Origin of the sequence: Brevundimonas kwangchunensis, from assembly GCF_039523815.1 — a bacterium.
GTDB lineage: Bacteria > Pseudomonadota > Alphaproteobacteria > Caulobacterales > Caulobacteraceae > Brevundimonas > Brevundimonas kwangchunensis.
The window spans coordinates 386,535-406,412 of record NZ_BAAAGA010000002.1; the positions used below are offsets into that span (position 1 = coordinate 386,535).

Below are 19,878 nucleotides of genomic sequence, written 5' to 3' on the forward strand. Positions count from 1 at the left end.
AATCTCGGGTCTCGTTCCCGGAGATCGATTCGTCTTGCTGACCGCGCTTTCCATCCGCGACATCGTTCTGGTCGATGTGCTGGATCTCGATGTCCGCGACGGCCTGACCGTGCTGACCGGCGAGACCGGGGCAGGGAAGTCGATCATTCTCGACGCCCTCGGTCTGGCGCTCGGCGCGCGCGGCGACGCCGGCCTTGTGCGAGCCGGCGCGAAACAGGCCAGCGCCACCGCCGTCTTTACTGCACCTGAAGATTCCGCCCTGCTGGAGCTGATCTCCGAGAAGGGTTTCGATGTCGCGCCTGGCGAGGATCTGATCCTGCGCCGTGTGGTCGCCAGCGACGGCCGCAGCCGGGCGTTCGTCAACGACCAGCCCGCTGGCGTCACCGCCCTGCGCGAGATTGGTCAGGCCCTCGTCGAGGTGCATGGCCAGCACGAGACCGTCGGCCTGCTGGACTGGAAAACCCACCGCGCCCTGCTGGACAACTACGGCGGCCTGCAGCCTCAGCTGGTGGGTGTGGCCCAGGCGGCGGAGCGGCTGAAGACCGCCGAGCGCGAGGTCGCGGACCTGATCGCCGCTGCCGCGGACGCCGCTGCCCATGCCGAGGAACTGACTAACAATCTCGCCGACCTCGACGAACTGGACCCCCGTCCCGACGAGGAAACCGAACTGGCCGGAGAGCGCGCGGTGCTGGGCGCGGCCGAGAAGGCCATGGGTGATCTGACCGACGCTCGCGCTTCGCTGGGTGGAGACAAGCTGTCCCGCAATCTCGCCGCCGCCCTGCGCGCCGTCGAGCATGCCCGCACCCGCGCCGGCCAGTCGGGCGTCGAGGCCGATCACCCGCTGATGCAGAAACTCGGCGCTGCCGCTGAGGCCATCGACCGGACCCTCGTCGAGGCCGAAGAGGCACTCGCGTGTGTCGACGCCGCCGCCGGGGCCTTCGACTTTGAGCCGGGCCGGCTGGACAAGACCGAGGAGCGGTTGTTCGCCCTGCGCGCCGCCGCCCGCAAGCTGAACACCTCCGTCGAACTGCTCCCCATCCTGCGCGAGCGCTTCCGAGAGCAGTTGCGTATGATCGAGAGCGGCGCCGACGCTATCGCCGAGGCTCAGCAACGGGCCGCCGAGGCGCGCGAGGGCTACGATCTGGCCGCGACCCTGCTGACCTCGGCCCGTGAGGCCGCCGCCGAGCGCCTGACGACTTCGGTCATGGAGGAACTCGGCCCGCTGAAGCTGGAGCGCGCGCGTTTCCGCGTGGCCTTCGAGCCCGTCGCCGACGGCCGCCGCGGTCCGCTGGGCGTCGAGACGGTGCGCTTCGAGATCGCCACAAACGCCGGCACGCCCTTCGGCCCGCTGGACGCCATCGCCTCCGGCGGCGAACTGGCGCGCTTCGCCCTGGCCATGAAGGCCGCGCTGGCGGGGCGCGAGGACCAGCGTCAGCCCGTGATGATCTTCGACGAGGTGGATCAGGGCGTCGGCGGAGCCGTGGCGGAGGCCGTCGGCACGCGACTGGAGCGCCTGTCGCGCGGCGCCCAGGTTCTGGTCGTGACCCACAGCCCGCAGGTCGCCGCGCGCGGCCATGCCCACTGGAAGGTCCGGAAGGCCGACGTCGGCGGCATGACCACTACGACGGTCGATGCGCTGGACGACGATCAGCGCCGCGAGGAGATCGCTCGCATGCTGTCGGGCGCCACTGTCACGGACGAGGCGCGCGCGGCCGCCCGGGCGCTTATTGGCGCATGACCCTCGCGGCCTCGACCGCGGTCGCCGGCTGATCGGCGAAGACCCCATCGACGCCCAGCCACAGGAAGCGTTCGACCATCTCGTCCATCCTGCCATGGCTGGCGGGGTCCTCACCGACCCGCTCGGTTTCCTCGAGGAAGGCGTTTTCGGCTCTGAAGGTCCAGGCGGCCACCTTCAGCCTCGCGGCGTGGGCGTCGTTGATCAGCATCGTCGGTGCGCCGGGGCGCGGCTCGATCAGCCGGGTGTTCACGCCAACCCAGTCGGCATATTCGCGGATCGCCAGCAGGCCATCGGGCGTGATCATCGCCGCATAGGTCTGGTCCGGCAGGTCCGCGGGGCCGCCCGAGGCGTCGATCAGTTGCATCAGCGGCGTTTCGATCATGCCGTTCAGAACCTGTAGCGTCCCGACCTCGAAGCACTGGACGAAGACACCCGCATCCGCTCCCGTCAGGCCGTGGGCTTGCAGGACCACGACCAGAGCCGTCTCCATCGGCAGGCCACGGCTGGCGAAATAGGTCGGGTGCTTCAGTTCGGGCGCGATGCCGATGGTCCGGCCGGCGCGCTCCGACCCCGCGCGGGCGATGGCGATGACCTCTTCGAAGGTCAGGATTGGCTCCTGTCCGTCGTAAGCTGTGTTGGCCGGACGCAACTGCGGCAGCCGCTCCCGGGCTCGCAGGGTCTTTAGTTCGGCGAGGGTGAAGTCCTCGGTGAACCAGCCTGTCACCTCGCGCCCGTCGATCGTCCGCGTGGTGTGACGGTCGGCGAACTCGGGCCGATCGCCCACGTCGGTGGTCTCGCCGATCTCGTTCTCATGGCGGACGACCAGCACGCCGTCCCGGCTCATCACCAGATCGGGCTCGATCACATCGGCGCCTTGGTCGATGGCCAGGTCGTAGGCCATGCGGGTGTGTTCCGGGCGCTCGCCGGAAGCGCCGCGGTGGGCGATGATCAGGGGTTCGGCGACGACGGGCGAGGCGGTCATCAGGGCGAGGGCGGTCAGCAGTTTCCCGAGCATGCGCCGAAGCTAGCCGCGGCGCATGACAGGCTTATCAAGAAGGCCTTACGCCGCCTGCAACACCTTGCGCAGAGCGGTGTGGATTTCCGGGTTCGCAGCGATGATCTGCTTGCCGTTCTTCGGGTCGCCGTCGACGTCGATGCTGGTGACCAGACCGCCCGCCTCGGTGACGAACAGGATGCCCGCCGCCACGTCCCAGGCTTGCAGGTTACGCTCGTAGTAGGCGTCATACCGACCGGCGGCGACCCAGGCGAAGTCCAGGGCGGCCGAACCGAGGCGACGGATGCCCGCCACGCGCTGGCCGACGGCGTGGATGTCCTTGATGGCTTGGGCATGGCCGGTCTTGCCGATGAAGGGCAGGCCGGTGGCGATCAGGCTGTCGGCCAGATCACGACGGGCGGCCACGCGGATGCGACCATCGTTCAGGTAGCAGCCCTTGCCCTTCTCGGCCCAGAACATCTCGTTCATGACCGGGTTGTAGGTCACGCCGGCGACGATCTCGGACGAACCATCCGGCGCGAAACGCTCCAGGGCAATAGTGATGGCGAAGTGCGGCATCGCGTGGATGAAGTTGGTCGTGCCGTCGATCGGATCGACGATCCAGCGGTGCGACTTGTCGGTGCCCTCGATCATGCCGCGTTCCTCGCCGAGGAAGCCGTAGCCGGGACGGGCCTTCATCAACAGCTCGAACAGCGTCTCCTCGGCCTTGATGTCGGCGGCCGTAACGAAGTCGCCGGGCCCCTTGCGCGAGGTCTGCAACTGGCTGACTTCGCCGAAGTCGCGCAGCATCGGGCGGGCGGTCTTGCGAACCGCGTCCATCATGACGGTGAGAAGGGCGGAGGCGAGGGCCATGGGGAATCTCCTGGTCCGCATGTCCTGAAAAGGCGCGGGGGCCCGGACATGCGGAGAAGTTCAAACGCTGCTCGGCCCCGGATGGAGCCGATGAAAACTCAGTCCGCGCGGCGGACGTATTCGCCGGTGGCGGTATCGACGACGATCTTCTCGCCGGCCGACATGTACGGCGGGATCATGATGCGGACGCCATTGTTGGCGATGGCGGGCTTGTACGACGATGACGCGGTCTGGCCCTTCACGGTCGGCTCGGTCTCGGCGACCTCTAGCGTGACGTGATCCGGCAGCGACAGGCCGATCGGGCGGTCCTCATGGGACTCGATCACAACCTTCATGCCTTCCTGCAGGTACGGGATGCGCTCTTCGCCGACCCATTCCTTCTGCAGTTCGATCTGCTCGTAGTTCTCGTCGTTCATGAAGACGAGGGTCTCGCCGCCGTCGTACAGGTACGAATAGTCCTTCTGCTCCAGCGTGACGCGCTCGACCTTGTCTTCCGACCGGAATCGCTCGTTCAGCTTGTTGCCCGTCTCGAGGTTCTTGGCCTCGACGTTGGCGAAGGCGCCGCCCTTGCCCGGCTTGACGTGGCTGGCCTTGGTGACGACCCACAGGCCGCCGTTGTGCTGCAGAACCATACCGGGCTTGATGGTGTTGCCGTTGATCTTGGCCATGATGTCTCGGAAGTGTTGAGGCGCAGCCCTTGCGGCGCGCGCGAGCGGCCGCAGTCCCTAAAGGAAGCCGGGGCTTACGGCAAGCTGCGGCGCGTCAGTGCACCGTCGGCCGGACCTCGTCCACCTTGCGATTAATGGCGTTCATGACCCGCGTGCCGCCGCCGATCGGCGCCGCCATCTTGCCGGCTTCCGGATCCAGCCTTCGCGCCTCGTGAGCGAAGGCGGCGGCAAGCCCGGCGGAGGCCATCGCAGCGCCGATCTGCAGCGCCCGACCGGCCGGACGCGCCGCGAGCCAGAGCGCGTTGACCGCTTGGGTCGCCGCCCAAAGTCCGAGCGCCGCATTCCGCCTCGGCTGGGACGGCGCGTTCCAGACCCGCACCGCCGACAGACTGGTCGCGGAAAAGACAGCCGGCACGATCATGCTCATCGCGCCGCGCGGGCGCTCCGTCACCGGCCGCGCGCCGCTCTCGATGTCGGCGGCCGATAGTCTGGGACGCATGGCTGTCTGCGCGAGGAATGTCGCAGCCAGAGCAAATCCGGCGGTCACCGCCACACCGAGCAGGACGTGACCGAGACTCCGATCCTCGCCATTGACGAAATCCAGCGCGGCATCCCGCGCGTCGTCGAAAACGTCATCGATGTCAGTCATTCCGGCTCCTCCAGCTTGCCGGAGGGGAATGAGCCGGGGAGGGGTCAGTTCCCCGTGGCGCTCTTGTCCGGAGCGATCTCGGTCATGGCGGACTGCAGGTAGTTCTGCTCGCCGAGTTGTTCGACCAGCTTGTGCTGCGCCTCGAGGAAGTCGATGTGCTCCTCGGTGTCCGACAGGATGCGCATCACCAGATCGCGGCTGACGAAGTCCTTGGCGGCCTCGAACTGGGCGACGGCGGCGACCACGGTATCGCGCGAGCCGAGTTCCAGCTGCAGGTCGGCGCCGAGGCACTCGAAGACGTTCTCGCCGATCTTGAGCTTGTGCAGGTCCTGCAGATTCGGCAGGCCATCCAGGAACAGGATGCGTTTGATCAGCATGTCGGCGTGACGCATCTCGCCGATCGATTCGTCATAGATGATCTGGCCGAGGTGCTTCAGGCCCCAGCTTTCGAACATGCGAGCGTGTAGGAAGTACTGGTTCACCGCCGTCAGTTCGTTGGTCAGGATCGCGTTCAGCGTCCGAATGATCGCGGGGTCGCCCTTCATGGCCGTATTCCTTGCAGCGCCGACGACCCCCGACCGGAGCCGCCCTGTTCGACGCCGTTCATAACACGCGAAAACGCCTTATGTTCACTTGCGAACACTTATCACGACATTGATTTTGCGAGTAAAAATCGCCTGCAGCGCAGGCTGCGAATGCTACTCAGCCGCCAAGGCGAAGGCTTGCTGCGATTGCTGGATCATCTCACGCATCTCGCAGACGCATTTGGCGCACTGGGCCTGGCACTGATGGCGCGCGAAGACCTCGCGCGGACGCGTCGCGCCCTCCTCGATGGCCGAGGCGACGTCACGCTTGCGAAGACCGTTGCAGTTGCAGACGTACAATGACGCGAACCCACCGACTGAGAATGGTTCGCTATAGCAGTCGGATCGTGGCAAATGCAAGTCGTTCGCAGCCCTGTGACATGTTGACGTGGCCGCCGGTTCGTCGCACCTCCGGCACATGGCCAGAGAACCCCTCGTCCCGCCGCGTCCGCCCTGTGCGCTATATCTGATCACGCCGCCGGCGATCCCCGATCTGTCCGCCTTCGCGAAGACATTGGGCGAGGCGCTGGACGCCGGATCGGTGGCGGCGTTGCAGATCCGGCTGAAGGATGTCTCCGACGAGGCGGTCCTCGCCGCGGTCGAAGCGCTGAAGCCCGTGGCCCAGGCGCGAGGCGTCGCGGTCATACTGAACGATCGCCCGGACCTCGCCAGCCGTTTCGGTTGTGACGGCGTGCACGTCGGCCAGTCTGACGCCTCCTATGCCGAGGCGCGCCGCACCATGGGTCCGAATGCCATGATCGGCGTGACCTGCCACGACAGCCGCGAGCTGGCGATGGATGCCGCCGAGGCGGGGGCCGACTACGTCGCCTTCGGCGCCTTCTTCCCGACCTCGACGAAGGAGACGACGCACCGCCCGGAGATCGACATCCTGACCATCTGGCAGGAGACGGTGGAGACGCCCTGTGTCGCCATCGGTGGGATCACCGTGCAGAATGCGGCCGAGCTGGCTCGCGCCGGCGCCGACTTCGTCGCGGTGTCCGGCGCGGTCTGGAATCACCCGGACGGTCCTGCCGCCGCGGTTCGCGAGTTCGATCAGGTGCTTGCAGCAGCTTTCTGACCTTCAGGGGATGTTAGGAAGCCGGGCCGTAGGAAACCGTGAGACTTTCCGCGTTTCCGGACCCGATCATGACGATGAGCCGCGCGCTCGACCCCAGGACGACCGCCCAGACTCCCGACGCCCGTGCGGCGACGGCGCGTGCGGCTGCGTCCCCCCAATCCGTTTTCGGCCAGCCGTTCGCACCGGTGTTCACCGCCATGGCGGTGATGATCATGGTCGTCCTGTCGCTGACCTTCGCGCGCTCGGCGGACGCCGTGGCGGCGCTTTGGGGCGCTGGCGGCGTGGCCGTCGCCGTTTGGCTGCGCACCTCGCGTGGGCCGCTCTATGATCTGAGCTTCGGGGCCCTGGTCGCCTTGGGCATCGCCGCGGGCAATCTCCTCGCCGGCAACTCCACCCCAATGACGGCGATGTTCACCGTCGCCAATCTGCTGGACATCTATCTGGCAGTGCTGCTGGCGCGCCGCTTCGCGCCGACCCTGAATCTCGCCACGGTCGAAGGCGCGTGCCGCTTCCTGATCAGCGCGGCCGTTATCGCGCCGTTGCCTGCCGCGGCCCTCGTCGGCGCTTCGCTCTGGTACATGAACGGCGCGGACTTCCTCGAGACGGCCCAGACTTGGTGGTTCGGTCACGCGCTGAGCATCGCGGTCATCGGCAGCTTCGGACTGGCGCTGACGAAGCGGGAACTGGTCAAGTTCCGCGCTCCCGCGCGCGCTGCCGAGGCTGTCGTCCTGCTGGGTCTGCTGACCGCCTCCTCGGCCGCGATCTTCGTCAACCAGTCCCTGCCGATCAGCTTCGCCACCCTGCCGCTGCTGCTGCTGGTCGCGGTGCGCCTGCGCATGCTGGGTGTGACCGCGGCGCTGGTGATCATGACCGTCCTGTCCGTCGGCGGCGCCATGGCAGGTCACGGTCCCTACGCCCACTCGTTCGAGGGGGCGGACAGGGCCATGATGGCCCAGCTTCTGGTGCTGTTCGGCTACCTGCCGATCATGCTGGTCGCAGCCCTTCTGGAGGAACGTGATCGCCTGTCCGACCGCGCCCGTCTGGGCCAGGTCCGCGCCGAGCGCGCCTCGGAGACCAAGTCTCGCCTGTTGGCCAACGTCGCCCACGAGATCAAGAGCCCGGTCGGCGGCATCATCGGTATTGGGGAACTGTGGAAGTCGGGTCAGCTGGGCGCGACCACAACGACCCAGACTGAGATGGCGGACATGCTGGTCAAGACCGCCCGCCAGATCGAGGCCCTGTCGCACGACCTGCTGGACGTCGCCCGTGCGGAATCCGGCGCCGTGAAGGTAGAATTGCGCCCCACCGATGTGCCGGGCGTTCTGGAGGATGTTCGCCGCTCGACCGCCCTGCGCCCCGAGGCCGCCGGCATCCGTCTCGACGTCGTGAGCGAAGGCGACGGCCTGATCGCGATTGCCGACTCCCAGCGTCTGTCGCAGGTCGTGGCCAACCTCGCCTCCAACGCCGTGAAGTACGGCGCCGAGGGCGGGTCAGTGACCCTGCGCGCCTTCCGCATCCACGATGGTGTCCGCATCGAGGTCATCGACCGCGGCCCCGGCCTGACGCCGGAGAAGCAGGCACAACTGTTCGAACCGTTCAACCGGCTGGGCCTGGAGCGCTCGGCGGTCGAGGGGCATGGCATCGGCCTCGCCATCGCCCGTCGTTTGGTCGAACTTCAGCATGGCGCGATCGGCGTCAGCTCGGCTCCGGGCGAGGGCGCGACCTTCTGGGTCGAACTGCCGGCCGCCTGACCAGTCAGGTCTTGCCGTCTCCGGGCCGAGAGGCGAAGGTCCCGGCCATGAAAGTCGCGATCCTCGGTACCGCCTTCCTCCTCGCCGCCGGCTCTGCAGCCGCACAGACCGCACCGACGCCGGCGCCTGTGCAACCCGATCCGGGCTCCAGCCTTACGCGCGATCTGAACAGCGGCCCGCCACGCCCCGCGGTCTATCTTGCGCCGGAGCCGGCGCCTGTCCCGACCCCCGCGCCCGCGGCAGCCGCTCCGGCATCGCCAACGGCCACCAACTCGCCCGCACCTCCTGCGAGCCCGACACCCGCGCCGCGTCCCACTGCCGACGCCGCTCCTGCGCCCCGCCCGACGGTTGCGCCGACCCCGACGCCCGCTCCAGCTTCGGCAGCGCCGGCTCCGACCCCGCGGCCAACGGCGACGCCGGCTCCGGCTCCTGCGCCCGCTGCGACACCTGCTCCGGTCCCCGCGCCAGCTCCAGCCGCCGCCCCGCCGCCCGCGCCGAATGTCTCAACAGCCACTGTGCTCGACGCCGCGGCCCGCGCCGCCCTGCCGTTCACAGTCGATCTGCCGCGCGGCTTCCAGATCGAGACCGGTCGCCCCGGACCGACTTTCCGGGTCTACACGATCCGCCGGGGCGAGCAGTCGTTCGCCATGGTCTACGTGGGCTCCGGCGCGCGTTTCCCGATATACAGCGGCGAGACGATAGAGGCCGCAGGCCGTCTGTCCCTGGTCTCGACCGAGGACGGCGAACGCCACGCCAAGGAGCATCTGTTCCGTCGCGATGGCTCGCCGGACGTCCATGTCTGGACGATGACCCTGGACGGCGAGGATCGCGTGATCGCCGAGCGGATCGCCCAGTCGGTGGACGTTCGTCCGGCTACACCCGCCGCACCGGCGCGTCCTTAGGGCCCAGCCGCACGCCGCGCTGGCCGGCGAAGACCAGCACCTCCTGTCCGGGCGCGGCGGCCCAGCGGCGCAGGGTCGCCTCATAGGGCTCGCGTCGCCAGTCATGCGGACGCGCGGCGTCGCATTCGACCACCAGCCGCGCGCCGCCCTGTTCGCTGTGCAGGACGAAGCCGGCGACGCTGGGCTTCCAGCTGTCGTCCAGCGCCTCTGTCAGCAGCCACAGGCAGTTGAAGATGCGGCAGTCGCCGGGCCGCGTTTCATAGATGGCGCAGCCCGACGTCTTGCTGAACTGGCGGCACCACTTGCCGGCGGGCTTGTCCAGCGCGGACACGCCCATCAGCTTGCAGCACAGCCCGCAATCGCCGCAGTTCTTCATCCGCCTCAGGTCTCTGACCAGACCGCCAGTTCGTTTCCGGCCGGATCCCTGAAGTGGAAACGGCGCCCGCCGGGAAACTCGAAGATCGGCTTCACGATCGTACCGCCGGCTGCCTCGACCTTCGCCAGCATGGCTTTCAGATCGTGGGCATAGAGGACCGGCAGCGGTGTCCGGATTGCATCCGACTGGGCGTCGAACCCGCCGTCCATCCCCTCGTTGAAGGCGGCGTACTCCGGGCCGTAGTCCTGGAACGTCCAGCCGAAAGCGGCGCCGTAGAAGGTCTTCACCTCGTCCAGGCGGCCTCCGGGCAGTTCGATGTAGTTCAGTTTTCCATCTTCAGGCATGGGATGCTCCCGTCTCGAACGCCAACCGACCCCGCCCATCTGGCCTGAGCGGGAGAGGGACGGGAAGGGGCGATCTCACGAGACCGCGACTTTTCGACAGCCCCGCTTGCCAGCGGGAGATTCCTGCGTAACGCTGCAAATCGTTCGCAATCGCGGGAGTCGGCCATGATCGTGCTGACCGCAGGCCCGGCGTCGCTGGCCCGCCTCATGAGGCGGGACGAACCCTCACAGCACCGCGCGCCGGGGAAGGCGAGGGACCATGCGCCGACGAGTGATCGTGTGCTCGCAGCAAGCCGCCCCCTGAGATCACTCTAGGGTCCGCGACGCCCGGTCGCGGCAACCAATGGCGCGCGCCGCCCATATCAGAAGCATGCACCGTCGCGCGCTCCTGACCTCCTCCCTCGCCCTTACCGCCGTCGCAGGTTGCGGACAGGCAGCCGCCGTTCTGCCGCGGAGGGACACTGTCGGGCTGGACGCCGGGAGGCTCGCTCAGGCCATGGAGAGGGCGGAGAGCCTGCCCCGACTGCACAGCGTGATCGTCGCCCGGGATGGGCAGACGCTGGCCGAGCGGGTGTTCCACGGGCCGGGGCTGGATACGCCGGTGAACGTCAAGTCGGCTTCGAAGTCGGTGCTGGCGGCGCTGGGTGGGATCGCGATTGGGCGGGGCGTCTTCGCGGGCGTGGACCAGCCGATCTCGGCCTTTCTTTCGGACCGCTTCCCCTCGAATCCGGATCCGAGGCTTCAGCAGGTCACCATCGGCGATCTGCTGGCGATGCAGGCCGGGCTGGGCTCAACGTCCGGCGCCAACTACGGCGCCTGGGTCTCCAGCCGCGACTGGGTCCGCTATGCCCTCGCCCAGCCGTTCGAGACCGATCCGGGGCAGGGGATGATCTACTCCACCGGAACCTCGCACCTGCTGTCCGCCGCCCTGACCCGCGCCAGCGGTCAGTCAACTCTGGCCTGTGCTCGCGAGTGGCTGGGCGAGCCGCTGGAGGTCGAGATCCCGTCCTGGCCTGCTGATCCGCAGGGTGTCTTCTTCGGAGGGAACGACATGCGGATGTCGCCGCGCGGGCTATTGAAGTTCGGGGAGCTGTACCGGAATGACGGTGTCCACGCCGGCGTCCGCGTGCTGCCGGAAGGCTGGGTGGAGCAGTCGTGGAACGAGCGGGGGCGTTCGCGCTGGACCGGGGACGCCTATGGCTACGGCTGGTGGATGCGCCGGGCCGGCGGACATGACGTCCGCTATGCTTGGGGCTATGGCGGGCAGATGGTTTTTGTTGTTCCGAAACTGAAGCTTACGGTCGTGATGACCTCGGACCCTTCGCCGGTGGATCAGCGGGACGGGCATGTGCAGGCGCTGCACGCCCTGCTGGCCGACGGCTTCATCCCGGCGGCCGAAACGGGTTCGGGCCCCGCCGCCTGACGGCAGGGCCCGGAACGGTCGTCAGGCCAGTTCGACGGCCATGGCCACGGCCTCGCCGCCTCCGATGCACAGCGAGGCGACGCCCTTCGTGCCGCCGCGCGCCTTCAGCGCCGCCAGCAGGGTGGCCAGAACGCGCGCGCCCGAGGCGCCGATCGGGTGGCCCAGGGCGGTCGCGCCGCCGTTGACGTTCAGCTTCGCGCGGTCGATGCCCAGCTCGTGCATGGCGATCATGGGGACGATGGCGAAGGCCTCGTTGATCTCCCACAGATCGACGTCATCGACCGACCAGCCAGCCTTCTGCAGCGTCTTCTGCATGGCCGGGACCGGGGCGGTGGTGAACTTCGCCGGCTCGTGGGCGTGGGCCGAGTGGGCGACAATGCGCGCCTCGATCTTCAGGCCCAGAGCCTTTGCGGTGCTCTCGCGGGCCACAACCACGGCGGCGGCGCCGTCCGAGATCGAGGCCGAGGAGGCGGCGGTGATGGTGCCGTCCTTCGCGAAGGCGGGCTTCAGGTTCGGGATCTTGTCCGGCATGGCGTTGCCGGGCTGCTCGTCGTTCGAGACGGTGACCGGGCCCTTGCGGGTCTGGACCTCGACCGGAACGACCTCCGCGGCGAAGGCGCCGGAATTCACGGCCTCGACCGCGCGGGTCAGGCTTTCGATGGCGTAGGCGTCCTGTGCCTCGCGAGTGAACTGGTAGTCGTTGGCGGTGTCCTGGGCGAAGGAGCCCATCGGCTTGCCGGGCTGATAGGCGTCCTCGAGGCCGTCCATCATCATCGAGTCGACGATGACGTCATGGCCGATGCGGGCGCCGCCGCGGTGCTTGTTCATGACGTAGGGGGCGCCGGTCATGGACTCCATGCCGCCAGCGACGATGACCTGGGCCGAGCCGGCCAGCAGGGCGTCCGAGGCCATCATGACCGACTGGAGACCCGAGCCGCACATCTTGTTCACGGTGGTGGCCTCGACGTGCTGGCCGAGACCGGCGGCGATGGCGGCCTGACGGGCCGGGGCTTGGCCGAGGCCGGCGGGCAGGACGCAGCCCATGTAGATCTGGTCGACCTTCTCGGGGGCGACGCCGGCGCGCTCGACGGCGGCCTTGACCGCGGCGGCGCCCAGATCGGTGGCTTTCACCCCGGTCAGGGCGCCCTGGAAGCCGCCCATCGGCGTGCGGGCGAAGGAACAGATGACGACGGGATCAGACATTTCACCACATCCTGAATTGAACTCACGCGGCTAGATCGTCCGTTTCACATTGTGGTGCAAGAGGCTTTGCCGCAGTGCACAATCAGGCCTCTATGAGCAACCACTCCGGACGGCGCACCTGAACGGGTCGTCCGTCCACGGTCAGATCGCCTTCCAGCCGGTCCAGACGCACCAGCGCCATCGCGTTTCCATCGCGGCCCGTCAGGACCTCTCCGGCGCGCAGTTCACCATTCAGGATCTCGGCGCCGACTGCGGGGGCGGGGCCGTCGAAGGTGATAGGCAGCATCCGGTTGCGGATCGAACCACGGCGCTTCATGCGCGAGGTGGTTTCCTGACCAATGAAACAGCCCTTCCTGAAGTCGATGCCGTTCAGGAGGTCGAAATTGGCCTCGATCGGATAGGTCTTGTCGTCCGGCGCATCGCCGGTCGGGTCCGGTGCGCCGACCGCCAGCCGGTGCGCCTGCCAGTCGTCCTCGGTGGCATTGGTTTCGACGTCCCCGCCATAGCGGCGACCGCCAAGGGCCGGTGTGCGGGGATCGGGCGCGAAACCTTCGACCTCGCCGTCCCAGCAGACGAAGACCGGCTGGTCGTCGGCCTCAACTGCGACCTGGGCCCGCAGTTTGTACATCGACAGGCGCTGGATCAGGGCGTCGTGGCGGTCGGCGGCGACGTCAAGCAGCACGATGCCATCGATGCAATTGATGCATTGGATGAAAAGGTCGAACAGCAGACGGCCGGGCGGGGACAGCAGGGCGCCGAAGCGCAGCTCGCCGTCGCCCATGGTTTCGACGTCCTGCGTCAGCAGATTGTGCAGGAACGAGCGCGCATCGGGGCCGGACACCCGGATCAGGGCGCGGCTTTCAAGGCGGGCGATGCGAGCGGTCATGGGGGGCAGATAGGCGCTGCCCCCGCATCGGCCAAGGTCGGTCAGAAGATGCCGACCGCTCCGTCAGCCCAGATCAGGATCACGGCGGCCAGAACGCCCAGGATCAGCGCGATCCGCAGCGCCTTCGACTTCGCCTTCCAGACGGCCAATTCGATCAGGGCGCCGGCGCCGATCAGCAGCACGCCGGCGAACAGGAAGTCGCTGGCCGTCCACGCCACTTCGCTGCTGAACTGCATGGCGACGGCCGGAGCCAGCAGGATGGCGGCGACGGCGCCCCAGCCGGCGATGTGCCAGCGGCCCAGCCCGGATTTCGGTGCGGTCGGTTCGTTGGTCAGGGTCATCTCGTGCCTCCTCCGGACACCGGGACATTGCACCCGGCCCCTCCATGGGTCACGTGGAGTTCCTGAGGTTCCGTCGTGCAGAAGCCATGCAGGCCTGCGCACGGAGTGAAGAGGGCAGTTCGGACGGATGAAGGACAAGGCGCTCTGGGTCATCCTCGGCATCGGCGCGGCGATGGCGATCGCCTCGGCCATTGCGACGATCCTTGCGCCGTTGCTGATCTTCCTGCTTCCGAGCGTCTTCAACCCGTGACGGCGTAGCGCGGCTCGATCCCATCCGGCTGCCAGTCGTGTTGCTCAAGCTTGTCCAGCGACAGCAGGACCCGGCGGGTGAAGTCGTCCGGATCGCCGGCCTCGACTGCCGGGCGCAGCCAGTCGCTGACCACTGCCCGCGCCGGGTAGGTCCCGACCGGGCCGGGCACGCTCAGCGCCACCTCGACGCCCTCGGCCAGCCAGCCGGCGACGACCGCGAACAGCTCTTCCGAGGCCAGAAACTCCGAGCGGCGCACGACGAACAGGGTGATGACCCCGTCCTCGATGCCGTCCGGGCGCACCACGACGCCGCTGCGGTCCGGCCGCCAGTCGTCCGACAGCTCGATCACGCGCCACAGACAGAACCAGGTCCGGCAGGTCTGCGGGCGGATGGCATGGACCGAACAGCCCGCGCCGTCGACGCAATAGGCGCACAGCTGGCCGGTCGGCTTGGACAGCTCCGGAAGGCTCAACGGGATCACCCGGCAGCACTCGACGCAGCCGCCACACTGCCGATCCGGAAGCAGGGGCAGGCTCATGAGAGGAGGGCGCGCGCGATCATCGACGATGCCAGACCGGAAACCCGCGTCCGGGTCAACATCAGGCCGTCCACAGCTTGATTACAGGGATGCGTCATGTCCCGCTTCCGCGACGAGAATCTCTGTACAACCGACGCATGGCGGGCCGTTTCCCCATCCTCTACCTCGCAGAGGCCGACGCCGAAGACGCAGTCCTGTCGTCCGGTGTTCTGGCCTATCTCGTCGAGGCCATGCCGCAGGCGACCTTCACGATCGTCGGCTCGCCCGTCAGCGCCCCGCTGTTCGCCGACACCCCGCGCCTCGATCGCCTGATCGTGCTGGAGAAGGAGGGGCGCCTCGAATGGCTCGGCCTCTGGAACCAGGTGCGGCCGGTCAAATGGGGGCTGGTCGTCGACATGCGCGGCACCACCTTCTCGGGCAAGCTGAGCCGTCAGAAGCGCGCTGTGCGCACGAAGGACGAGCCGGGCGTGCACAAGGTCGAACTGGCCGCCCGCGTGCTGCAGCTGGACGAGGTCCCGCCGCCGAGACTGTTCGCCTCCGACATCACCCGCACCAGGGTCGAGAACCGCCTGCCTGCCGATGGCGCGCCCCTGCTGGTCATCGCGCCGGGCGCGGACTGGATGGGCAGGCAGTGGCCGGCCGAACGCTTTGCGACGCTGGCCGCGAACCTGACCAACGACGGCCCTCTGGCCGGTGGTCGCGTCGTGGTGCTGGGCGACGACAAGGATCGTGACGCGGCCCACACCATCCGCCTGGCGATGCCGCGAAACCGCACAGTCGAGTTGCAGGGCAAGCTGACGAAGCAGGAGGCTCTGGCCGTGCTGGAGCGCGCCAACCTGTATCTGGGCGGGGACTCGATCTGGACCCATCTGGCCACGGCCGCCGGCGCGCCCGTGGTGGCCGCTTTCGGCCCGTCCGACGACACGGTGCGCGGCCCTTGGGGCGGCATCGCCGTTCGCGGTCCGCGCTCGGTGGACGAGTTCCGCAAGATCGATCCCGGCCTCAACCAGGCTATCCAGCACATGAACGAGGTCCCGGCCGACCGGATGCTGAGGGCGGCGAAGAAGCTGCTGGCGGAGCGGGCGGGGTGAGACCCGATCACATGCTCCGTCACCCTCGGGCTTGACCCGAGGGCCAGACGTTGTGGCGATCTCTGCCTGTTCGACGGTTTGCGTTTCGAGCGTCCACGCACAGCCCGCGTCCACCTCCGGCCCTCGGGTCAAGCCCGAGGGTGACGATGTGGGGGGGATTGTTCTGGATTTTTCCCTGCGATCTCCGACAGCAAGAAGTACCCGTCATCCTCGGGCTTGACCCGAGGATCGGACGCTGTGCGACCTGTGCCTGTCCAGAGGCTTGCGTTTTGAGAGTCCACGCACAGCCTGCTCCAACCTCCGGCCCTCGGGTCAAGCCCGAGGGTGACGGCGTGGGACTGGTGGGGTCTTTGAACGCTCCGGGTTTTTCCCTGCGATAAAGCAAGAAGTACCCGTCATCCTCGGGCTTGACCCGAGGATCGGACGCTGTGGCGAGCTCTGTCTGTCCGATGGTTCGCGTTCGACCGTCCAACGCACAGCCCGCGTCCACCTCCGGCCCTCGGGTCAAGCCCGAGGGTGACGATGTGGGACTGGTGGGGTCTTTGAACGCTCCGGGTTTTTCCCTGCGATAAAGCAAGAAGTACCCGTCATCCTCGGGCTTGACCCGAGGATCGGACGCTGTGGCGAGCTCTGTCTGTCCGATGGTTCGCGTTCGACCGTCCAACGCACTGCCCGCGTCCACCTCCGACCCTCGGGTCAAGCCCGAGGGTGACGGCGTGGGGGTGGGGAGATGTGACAGACAGCCCTCATTTTTTCCGCGCGCCCCCTGCCATCGGCGGCGTTTCCGACTATTCAGGCAGGCCATGACCTATGACCTGATCGTTCGTGGCGGCGAAGTCGCAAATCATGCGGGACGGGGGCTGGCGGATGTCGGCGTCCGTGACGGCCGCATCGTCTTCGTCGGCGACCTGTCGCAGGCCTCGGCCGGGGAGGTGTTCGACGCTGCCGGCCTGACGGTTCTGCCGGGCGTGATCGACACCCAGGTCCACTTTCGCGAGCCGGGGCTCGAGTGGAAGGAAGACCTTGAGACCGGCTCGCGCGCCGCCGCCTTGGGCGGGGTCACCGCCGTGTTCGAAATGCCGAACACCGAGCCGAACACCACCGATCCGGCGACGCTGGAAGACAAGCTGGATCGCGCCCGCGACCGCATGTGGACCGACCACGCCTTCTACATCGGCGGCACGCACGAGAACGCGAAGTACCTCGGTGAGCTGGAGCGCCTGCCGGGGTGCTGCGGCGTGAAGGTCTTCATGGGCGCCTCGACCGGCACCCTGCTGGTGGCCGACGACGACGGCGTGCGTGAGGTGCTGAGCCATGTGAAGCGCCGCGCCACCTTCCACTCCGAAGACGAATACCGTCTGGTCGAGCGCCGCCCGTTGGCGCGCACCGGCGACTGGACCAGCCATCCGGAGGTCCGCGACCCCGAGAGCGCCATCATGTCGACCCGTCGCCTCGTGCGGCTGGCCCGCGAGACCGGCGCCCGGATCCACGTCCTGCACGTCACGACGGCCGAAGAGATCGACTTTCTGGCCCACAACAAGGACGTCGCGACCGTCGAGGTCACGCCCCAGCACCTGACGCTGGATGGCGACGAGGCCTATGAGCGGCTGAAGGGTCTGGCCCAGATGAACCCGCCGATCCGCGATGCCTATCACATCGCCGGCCTGTGGCGCGGCATCGAGCATGGCGTCGCCGACGTGCTGGGCTCGGACCACGCGCCGCATACGCTGGAAGAGAAGGCCCGTCCGTATCCGGCTTCGCCCTCGGGCATGCCGGGCGTGCAGACGCTGGTGCCGGTCATGCTGACCCATGTCGCCAATGGCCGCCTGTCGCTGGACCGCTTCATCGACCTGACCAGCCACGGCGCGAACCGGGTGTTCGGCATCGCCGGCAAGGGGCGGATGGCCGAGGGCTATGACGCCGATCTGACCATCGTCGATCTGAAGGCGAAGCACGTCCTGAAGCACGAGGACATGGCCACCCGCTCGGCCTGGACGCCGTTCGACGGCATGGAGTGCACCGGCAAGGCGATGGCCACCATCGTGCGCGGCCGGGTCGTGATGCGGGACGGCGAACTGCAGGGCCGGGCCCACGGACAGGCGGTCCGCTTCCAGGAGACGCTGGCGTGAGCGAGAGCGTCCTCGTCGTCGACGATGATGCCCAGCTGGCGGCCGCGGCCGTCCTGTTCCTGACGCAGGCGGGTTATGAGGCCCGGTCGGTCGGCAATGGCGCGGCGGCGCTGGTCCACCTGGCTGACGCGCCGGTCGATCTGGTGCTGATGGACATCCGCATGCAGGGGATGGACGGGGTCGAGACCCTGCGCCGCATCCGCAAGTCGGGGAACGATGTGCCGGTGGTGATGATGACCGCCGACGGCCGGCCCGAGGTCGTGCGCGACGTGCTGGCCACCGGCGGCAACGGCTATCTGATGAAGCCCTTCGAGCCGGAGGACGTCATCGCCCGCGTCCGCAGGGCGCTGGACGCCGCGAAGATCGCTCCGCGCTAGGCCTGCTAGATCGAGAAGCTGACGCCGCAGCCGCAGCTGGAGGCGGCGTTCGGGTTGCGGACCACGAACTGGGCGCCCGACAGATCGTCGACGAAGGCGATCTCGGAGCCCTTCAGAAAGGGCAGGGAGACCGGATCGACCACCGCGGCCTGACCGTCGGCGCGGATGACGATGTCCTCCGCGTCCGCGGCCTCGACCAGTTCGAGCCGGTACTGGAAGCCCGAGCAGCCGCCGCCATCGACGGCGACCCGCAGCATGACGGTATGGCCTTCGGCCTCGCCCAGCTTCGCCAGCCGGCGCGCGGCGCTGTCGGCCAGGGTCAGGCCGTGGCCGCCGGTGGACGGCGACAGTTCGAAGGCGGGTGCGGATTGGACGGTGCTCACGCGGCTCTATATGAGGCGCGGACGGGCGTTCGCAAAGACCCGTGATCACAGACGAGCCGCCGACGTTGTTCCCCGAACGCGCACCCTGGGCCGAATACCCCGAACACAGCCGCGGTCGGCTGTCCCCCGAGCCGATCAGTCGCACCCGCAACGCCTTCGCCCGCGACCGCGACCGCATCATCCATGCGACCGCCTTCCGCCGGCTGAAGGAGAAGACCCAGGTCTTCGTGGCGCACGAGGGCGACCACTACCGCACGCGCCTGACCCATTCGCTGGAGGTGGCGCAGATCGCGCGGTCGCTGGCGCATGCGCTGCGGCTCGATACCGACCTCGCCGAGACGGTCGCCCTGGCCCACGACCTGGGGCATCCGCCGTTCGGCCACGCCGGCGAGGACGAGCTGCAGGCGCAGATGCAGCGGTGGGGCGGCTTCGACCACAACGTCCAGACCTTCCGGGTCGTGACGAAGCTGGAGGAGCGCTATCCGCAGTTCGAGGGACTGAACCTCAGCTGGGAGACGGTCGAGGGCGTGGTCAAGCACAACGGTCCGGTCAGCCACCGGCTGGACGAGCCCGCGTGGCAGGCCATCGCCGACTATGCGAAGGACTGGGACCTGCGGCTGGGGACCTTCGCCTCGCTGGAGGCGCAGGCGGCGGCCATCGCCGACGACATCGCCTACAACAATCACGATGTGGACGACGGGGTGCAGGCGGGTCTGTTCACCCTCGAGGACCTGGCCGATGTGCCGCTGATCGGCCCGGTGCTGCACGGCGTGCGCAAGGACTGGCCGGATGTCGGCGAGCGGATGACGCGGATCGAGGCCGTGCGCCGGATGATCGGCGTGATGGTCGAGGACGTGCTGGCCGAGACGGAGGCCCGGATCGAGGCCGACGAAATTCGCTCGACCGAGGACGTGCGGATGGCGAAGCGGACGCTGGTGTCGTTCTCGCCGGCCATGCTTGCGGACCTGGGCGTGCTGCGGAAATTCCTGTTCGAGAGGATGTACCGCCACTACCGGGTCAACCGGACGCGAAGCCAGGCCCGGCGGATCCTGGCCGAGATGTTCCAGCTGTTCATGGCCGAGCCCGAGACCATGCCGCCGGAATGGTCGGGCAAGGCGCTCAGCGGGGACGAGACCAAGCAGGCCCGCGCCGTGTGCGACTACATCGCCGGCATGACCGACCGCTACGCCATTGAAGAGCATCGCAAGCTGTTCAGCCTCGACCTCGCCCTGGATCTGTGATTCGTAAGGTCGCCGGGGCGGGTTAGGATGCTGTCCGGCCGCGCCGATTCGCGCGGCCG

At 68.1% G+C, this 19,878-nt stretch carries 23 protein-coding genes; 10 read left to right on the forward strand and 13 right to left on the reverse strand.

What is annotated here, in order from left to right; translation table 11 throughout:
• Positions 1 to 34: 34 nt before the first annotated feature.
• Positions 35 to 1,738, forward strand: coding sequence for a DNA repair protein RecN (gene recN / locus ABDZ95_RS06870; RefSeq protein WP_343792026.1), 1,704 nt, complete (start codon positions 35 to 37; stop codon positions 1,736 to 1,738).
• Here recN and ABDZ95_RS06875 read toward each other — a convergent pair.
• The 6 genes from ABDZ95_RS06875 to ABDZ95_RS06900 all read right to left on the reverse strand — a co-directional run bounded on the left by ABDZ95_RS06875 (position 1,725) and on the right by ABDZ95_RS06900 (position 5,806).
• On the reverse strand, positions 1,725 to 2,753 hold the full coding sequence (locus tag ABDZ95_RS06875) for a glycerophosphodiester phosphodiesterase (RefSeq protein ID WP_343792028.1): 1,029 nt from the start codon (positions 2,751 to 2,753) through the stop codon (positions 1,725 to 1,727). The two genes, recN and ABDZ95_RS06875, sit on opposite strands and share 14 nt — an antisense overlap.
• Positions 2,754 to 2,798: 45 nt before the next feature.
• Complete coding sequence (locus ABDZ95_RS06880) at positions 2,799 to 3,605, reverse strand: inositol monophosphatase family protein (protein WP_343792030.1); 807 nt, start codon at positions 3,603 to 3,605, stop codon at positions 2,799 to 2,801.
• A gap of 98 nt (positions 3,606 to 3,703) precedes the next feature.
• Positions 3,704 to 4,273 carry an elongation factor P gene (gene efp / locus ABDZ95_RS06885; RefSeq protein WP_343792032.1) on the reverse strand — a complete coding sequence of 190 codons (570 nt, stop codon included), beginning with the start codon at positions 4,271 to 4,273 and terminating at the stop codon, positions 3,704 to 3,706.
• 94 nt (positions 4,274 to 4,367) lie between these two features.
• Positions 4,368 to 4,922, reverse strand: coding sequence for a tryptophan-rich sensory protein (locus tag ABDZ95_RS06890; protein ID WP_343792034.1), 555 nt, complete (start codon positions 4,920 to 4,922; stop codon positions 4,368 to 4,370).
• Between the two features lie 44 nt (positions 4,923 to 4,966).
• The gene (gene bfr / locus ABDZ95_RS06895; RefSeq protein ID WP_343792036.1) at positions 4,967 to 5,467 is read right to left on the reverse strand and encodes a bacterioferritin; all 501 of its coding nucleotides are present in this window, start codon (positions 5,465 to 5,467) and stop codon (positions 4,967 to 4,969) included.
• Between the two features lie 153 nt (positions 5,468 to 5,620).
• Positions 5,621 to 5,806 carry a (2Fe-2S)-binding protein gene (locus tag ABDZ95_RS06900; protein WP_343792038.1) on the reverse strand — a complete coding sequence of 62 codons (186 nt, stop codon included), beginning with the start codon at positions 5,804 to 5,806 and terminating at the stop codon, positions 5,621 to 5,623.
• A gap of 118 nt (positions 5,807 to 5,924) precedes the next feature.
• Here ABDZ95_RS06900 and thiE point away from each other — a divergent pair, with 118 nt between their 5' ends.
• The 3 genes from thiE (at position 5,925) to ABDZ95_RS06915 (ending at position 9,237) form a co-directional block, all read left to right on the forward strand.
• Positions 5,925 to 6,584, forward strand: a complete 660-nt coding sequence (gene thiE / locus ABDZ95_RS06905) for a thiamine phosphate synthase (RefSeq protein WP_343792040.1) — start codon at positions 5,925 to 5,927, stop codon at positions 6,582 to 6,584.
• Between the two features lie 68 nt (positions 6,585 to 6,652).
• Positions 6,653 to 8,335, forward strand: a complete 1,683-nt coding sequence (locus tag ABDZ95_RS06910) for a sensor histidine kinase (RefSeq protein ID WP_343792042.1) — start codon at positions 6,653 to 6,655, stop codon at positions 8,333 to 8,335.
• Between the two features lie 515 nt (positions 8,336 to 8,850).
• Positions 8,851 to 9,237, forward strand: coding sequence for a hypothetical protein (locus ABDZ95_RS06915; protein WP_343792044.1), 387 nt, complete (start codon positions 8,851 to 8,853; stop codon positions 9,235 to 9,237).
• Here the strand turns inward: ABDZ95_RS06915 and ABDZ95_RS06920 are convergent.
• Together ABDZ95_RS06920 and ABDZ95_RS06925 are read right to left on the reverse strand one after the other, a co-directional pair.
• The gene (locus ABDZ95_RS06920) at positions 9,209 to 9,613 is read right to left on the reverse strand and encodes a CxxCxxCC domain-containing protein (RefSeq protein WP_343792046.1); all 405 of its coding nucleotides are present in this window, start codon (positions 9,611 to 9,613) and stop codon (positions 9,209 to 9,211) included. The genes ABDZ95_RS06915 and ABDZ95_RS06920 overlap by 29 nt on opposite strands.
• A 5-nt stretch (positions 9,614 to 9,618) precedes the next feature.
• The gene (locus ABDZ95_RS06925; RefSeq protein WP_343792048.1) at positions 9,619 to 9,957 is read right to left on the reverse strand and encodes a VOC family protein; all 339 of its coding nucleotides are present in this window, start codon (positions 9,955 to 9,957) and stop codon (positions 9,619 to 9,621) included.
• A gap of 496 nt (positions 9,958 to 10,453) precedes the next feature.
• Between ABDZ95_RS06925 and ABDZ95_RS06930 the strand changes: the two genes are divergently transcribed.
• Complete coding sequence (locus ABDZ95_RS06930; RefSeq protein WP_343792050.1) at positions 10,454 to 11,380, forward strand: serine hydrolase domain-containing protein; 927 nt, start codon at positions 10,454 to 10,456, stop codon at positions 11,378 to 11,380.
• Between the two features lie 21 nt (positions 11,381 to 11,401).
• Here ABDZ95_RS06930 and ABDZ95_RS06935 read toward each other — a convergent pair whose 3' ends face one another.
• The 3 genes from ABDZ95_RS06935 to ABDZ95_RS06945 form a co-directional block, all read right to left on the reverse strand.
• Positions 11,402 to 12,583, reverse strand: a complete 1,182-nt coding sequence (locus tag ABDZ95_RS06935) for an acetyl-CoA C-acyltransferase (protein WP_343792052.1) — start codon at positions 12,581 to 12,583, stop codon at positions 11,402 to 11,404.
• A gap of 82 nt (positions 12,584 to 12,665) precedes the next feature.
• Complete coding sequence (gene ygfZ / locus ABDZ95_RS06940) at positions 12,666 to 13,469, reverse strand: CAF17-like 4Fe-4S cluster assembly/insertion protein YgfZ (RefSeq protein ID WP_343792054.1); 804 nt, start codon at positions 13,467 to 13,469, stop codon at positions 12,666 to 12,668.
• A gap of 41 nt (positions 13,470 to 13,510) precedes the next feature.
• Complete coding sequence (locus ABDZ95_RS06945) at positions 13,511 to 13,810, reverse strand: hypothetical protein (protein WP_343792056.1); 300 nt, start codon at positions 13,808 to 13,810, stop codon at positions 13,511 to 13,513.
• 127 nt (positions 13,811 to 13,937) lie between these two features.
• Between ABDZ95_RS06945 and ABDZ95_RS06950 the strand changes: the two genes are divergently transcribed.
• The gene (locus tag ABDZ95_RS06950) at positions 13,938 to 14,060 is read left to right on the forward strand and encodes a hypothetical protein (protein ID WP_343792058.1); all 123 of its coding nucleotides are present in this window, start codon (positions 13,938 to 13,940) and stop codon (positions 14,058 to 14,060) included.
• Here ABDZ95_RS06950 and ABDZ95_RS06955 read toward each other — a convergent pair.
• Entirely contained in the window at positions 14,050 to 14,598 is a 549-nt protein-coding gene (locus tag ABDZ95_RS06955; RefSeq protein ID WP_343792060.1) for a hypothetical protein, read from the reverse strand. The two genes, ABDZ95_RS06950 and ABDZ95_RS06955, sit on opposite strands and share 11 nt — an antisense overlap.
• A 137-nt stretch (positions 14,599 to 14,735) precedes the next feature.
• Here ABDZ95_RS06955 and ABDZ95_RS06960 point away from each other — a divergent pair, with 137 nt between their 5' ends.
• The 3 genes from ABDZ95_RS06960 to ABDZ95_RS06970 all read left to right on the forward strand — a co-directional run bounded on the left by ABDZ95_RS06960 (position 14,736) and on the right by ABDZ95_RS06970 (position 18,195).
• Positions 14,736 to 15,689, forward strand: coding sequence for a glycosyltransferase family 9 protein (locus tag ABDZ95_RS06960; protein ID WP_343792062.1), 954 nt, complete (start codon positions 14,736 to 14,738; stop codon positions 15,687 to 15,689).
• An 803-nt stretch (positions 15,690 to 16,492) separates the two neighbouring features.
• Positions 16,493 to 17,818 (forward strand): dihydroorotase, encoded by a 1,326-nt coding sequence (locus tag ABDZ95_RS06965; protein WP_343792064.1) that lies wholly within the window; start codon positions 16,493 to 16,495, stop codon positions 17,816 to 17,818.
• Positions 17,815 to 18,195: a response regulator gene (locus tag ABDZ95_RS06970; protein WP_343792066.1), complete on the forward strand. Its 381-nt coding sequence runs from the start codon at positions 17,815 to 17,817 to the stop codon at positions 18,193 to 18,195. The genes ABDZ95_RS06965 and ABDZ95_RS06970 overlap by 4 nt, the downstream gene beginning before the upstream one ends.
• Positions 18,196 to 18,200: 5 nt before the next feature.
• On the opposite strand, the gene erpA is transcribed toward ABDZ95_RS06970, so the two are convergent.
• The gene (erpA, locus tag ABDZ95_RS06975) at positions 18,201 to 18,578 is read right to left on the reverse strand and encodes an iron-sulfur cluster insertion protein ErpA (protein ID WP_343792068.1); all 378 of its coding nucleotides are present in this window, start codon (positions 18,576 to 18,578) and stop codon (positions 18,201 to 18,203) included.
• Positions 18,579 to 18,643: 65 nt separating this feature from the next.
• Between erpA and ABDZ95_RS06980 the strand changes: the two genes are divergently transcribed.
• Complete coding sequence (locus ABDZ95_RS06980; protein WP_343792298.1) at positions 18,644 to 19,819, forward strand: deoxyguanosinetriphosphate triphosphohydrolase; 1,176 nt, start codon at positions 18,644 to 18,646, stop codon at positions 19,817 to 19,819.
• Positions 19,820 to 19,878 lie beyond the last annotated feature (59 nt).

Bases quoted from the DNA above. Each gene is read 5' to 3' on its own strand.
- ABDZ95_RS06875 (WP_343792028.1), bottom strand. From the start codon at position 2,753: ATGCTCGGGAAACTGCTGACCGCCCTCGCCCTGATGACCGCCTCGCCC.
- ABDZ95_RS06880 (WP_343792030.1), bottom strand. From the start codon at position 3,605: ATGGCCCTCGCCTCCGCCCTTCTCACCGTCATGATGGACGCGGTTCGC.
- efp (WP_343792032.1), bottom strand. From the start codon at position 4,273: ATGGCCAAGATCAACGGCAACACCATCAAGCCCGGTATGGTTCTGCAG.
- ABDZ95_RS06890 (WP_343792034.1), bottom strand. From the start codon at position 4,922: ATGACTGACATCGATGACGTTTTCGACGACGCGCGGGATGCCGCGCTG.
- bfr (WP_343792036.1), bottom strand. From the start codon at position 5,467: ATGAAGGGCGACCCCGCGATCATTCGGACGCTGAACGCGATCCTGACC.
- thiE (WP_343792040.1), top strand. From the start codon at position 5,925: ATGGCCAGAGAACCCCTCGTCCCGCCGCGTCCGCCCTGTGCGCTATAT.
- ABDZ95_RS06910 (WP_343792042.1), top strand. From the start codon at position 6,653: ATGACGATGAGCCGCGCGCTCGACCCCAGGACGACCGCCCAGACTCCC.
- ABDZ95_RS06920 (WP_343792046.1), bottom strand. From the start codon at position 9,613: ATGAAGAACTGCGGCGATTGCGGGCTGTGCTGCAAGCTGATGGGCGTG.
- ABDZ95_RS06925 (WP_343792048.1), bottom strand. From the start codon at position 9,957: ATGCCTGAAGATGGAAAACTGAACTACATCGAACTGCCCGGAGGCCGC.
- ABDZ95_RS06930 (WP_343792050.1), top strand. From the start codon at position 10,454: ATGGAGAGGGCGGAGAGCCTGCCCCGACTGCACAGCGTGATCGTCGCC.
- ABDZ95_RS06935 (WP_343792052.1), bottom strand. From the start codon at position 12,583: ATGTCTGATCCCGTCGTCATCTGTTCCTTCGCCCGCACGCCGATGGGC.
- ygfZ (WP_343792054.1), bottom strand. From the start codon at position 13,469: ATGACCGCTCGCATCGCCCGCCTTGAAAGCCGCGCCCTGATCCGGGTG.
- ABDZ95_RS06945 (WP_343792056.1), bottom strand. From the start codon at position 13,810: ATGACCCTGACCAACGAACCGACCGCACCGAAATCCGGGCTGGGCCGC.
- ABDZ95_RS06950 (WP_343792058.1), top strand. From the start codon at position 13,938: ATGAAGGACAAGGCGCTCTGGGTCATCCTCGGCATCGGCGCGGCGATG.
- ABDZ95_RS06955 (WP_343792060.1), bottom strand. From the start codon at position 14,598: ATGAGCCTGCCCCTGCTTCCGGATCGGCAGTGTGGCGGCTGCGTCGAG.
- ABDZ95_RS06960 (WP_343792062.1), top strand. From the start codon at position 14,736: ATGGCGGGCCGTTTCCCCATCCTCTACCTCGCAGAGGCCGACGCCGAA.
- ABDZ95_RS06965 (WP_343792064.1), top strand. From the start codon at position 16,493: ATGACCTATGACCTGATCGTTCGTGGCGGCGAAGTCGCAAATCATGCG.